The 2,132-nt window shown below is 45.9% G+C and carries 1 protein-coding gene; it reads right to left on the bottom strand.

The features are described 5' to 3' along the window. On the bottom strand, window positions 1–1,991 hold a 1,991-nt coding region (locus tag KDK16_RS04260), incomplete at its 3' end, for a hypothetical protein (RefSeq protein ID WP_257274815.1). Window positions 1,992–2,132: the final 141 nt, after the last annotated feature.

The following is a 2,132-nucleotide window of genomic DNA, read 5'->3' on the forward strand; positions in this document are numbered from 1 at the left end:
TCAAATTCATCCACTGTCTGATATCCGTCGACACCTCTGACGGCCTTCATGTAGTTTTCAAGTTCAAACTTGCTGATCAGACCTTCACGCAGCAGAGCGACGATCCTGTTGCCACTGGCAGAATAGGTAGCGAAATATTCCGAGAAGCTCTTCAGGTCCCCCGGTTCATGCTCGACGAAGTGAATAGCGGCTTCGCCCATGCCGAGGATTTCATCGTCGTATTGTTGTGGCCCGCTTTTAATGTGAGTTCTTGCCCTGTCCGCCAGCTTCTGGACTGCTTCCAAAGGATTCTGAGACTGATCTTCTAAAGGCTCAAACGTGAATTGCATTGTCTTCAGATTCTTGAAGACTTCCACCATCCGACTGGCCTGATTAAACGTCAGATCGTCCCCAACCTCTGCCTGTAAGCGAATCGGTGCAAATTCATCGTCCAAGTCAAAAGCCAGTAGATTGGGTATTGGCTTACCGCTCAGTTCTGCTGACTTTGCCAGACCAATGACAGCTTCCAGAGCCTGTTTCTTGAGAGGATGCGCCCGTATGAAGGCGTGCAAATCGGCCAGTATTTTTACCTGTTTCGGCGTGTACTGGAAGGGACCACCCTCGTTTTCAACGGCATACTCTGCAGCCCTCAGAGCTTCCCTTAATATCTCTAATTCCGCTTTTTTGCCTTCTACTTCACTTTTTAGACTTTTCTTTTTTTGGGTCAGTTGCAGGATCTTGCCGCCAGTGCCATCGTTCCCACCCAGTTGTAACTGTTTGTTTTTCACGGCTTCCACCCGGTCAGCAAAGCGGGCAGCAGGGTCTGGCTTATGACCTATGTCGTCTTCAATGGCTGCAAGATTCGCTTCATGGGCCTTCAGAGCTTCTTGTGCTTTTGATGTTTTTGCTTTTTTCTGTCTCAGGACTAAATCCAGCACTTCTCTATCTTGCTCAAGTTTGGTTTTGGTTTTCGGATCGATGCCTTTGGAGTGCTCTATCGCCTGATTTTTACTGTTCAGCTCCAGTTGTGTTTGCTTTTGTTCATCTTGTGCATAGGCCAATGCCATTTCTCTCGCCTCGTGCTCATGCAGGAATTTCGTGATCTGAGTGTACTTTTTCCTGGTTTCGGGCAGTTCACCCAATGCTTCATCGCCTTCATTTCGATCATGGGAGGCTGCATATTCTCTGATGGCATTAATGTAATTGCCTACATTTAAATGGTTATCACGGTCAAACTCAAAAGGGATTTTCGTAACACTAACGGTAGTCCACAGCTGTTGAATGACGCCAACTTCGCTTTGTGAATAGTATTTGCTTTTCTGAAAATAACGTTCGATGTCGTTTAATAAGTCTTCAAGGATTTGATTATCAGCCTGACTCAGGCCCAACCTGGCATGAATGTGTTTGATTGCCCCATTGAGAGCCTTAATGATTTTATCCCTGTCGGGGGGGACGTCAGCAGACTCTGCTAATACCACTTGTTTAAGATGAATAGCATCCAGTTTGCGATGAAGTTCCTCCAGTTCCTTTTCAGCTTCTTCTGTGTCTTCTCTGGCTCTGGCTAGCTCACGATCAAGAACGTATCGGGGTTTAGGTCCCAGGCGAGCCATTTGCCTGTCAAGCTCATTCTCAATGGCTGCAATACGCTCTTCAACCATAGGCTGACACGCTTTAAAAACGGCTATATACCGCTGTTCGAGTGTTTCTTTAATGAGATTGATCTGATCATCTGCAGGGTCATCCTCTTTATAGTCCAGAATGACAAGGCGCAATGCCATTTCATTATTTCTTTCTCTTATGATGCCTTCATCATCATAGGGTTTGCTCAGTTCGGAATTTAATGTCCGAAATCCGGCTCTTAGAACAACCCTCTGTTCATTCAGGCTGGCATCTTTTTCAAATTCTATTTTCAGATCATCGGCCAGTTTAGCAACCAGGTCTCTGGCTCTTTCCTTGGCAGCAATGTTTTCCCTCTTGTCGATAAGCAGCGCGTCCTCTACAGCTATAAGCATCTGTTCCTGTTGTCTTGTGATTCGAAAATCCTCGTCTTCGACATAGAGGCTCAGGCGCCAGTGAAGCCTGTCAAGTTTAACTTTTCTTTTTTTCGTATTCAGTGGTGAAGTCTTCTTCCCAGAGTGCATTATTTATATCAT

This window comes from Endozoicomonas sp. SESOKO4 (genome assembly GCF_024606275.1).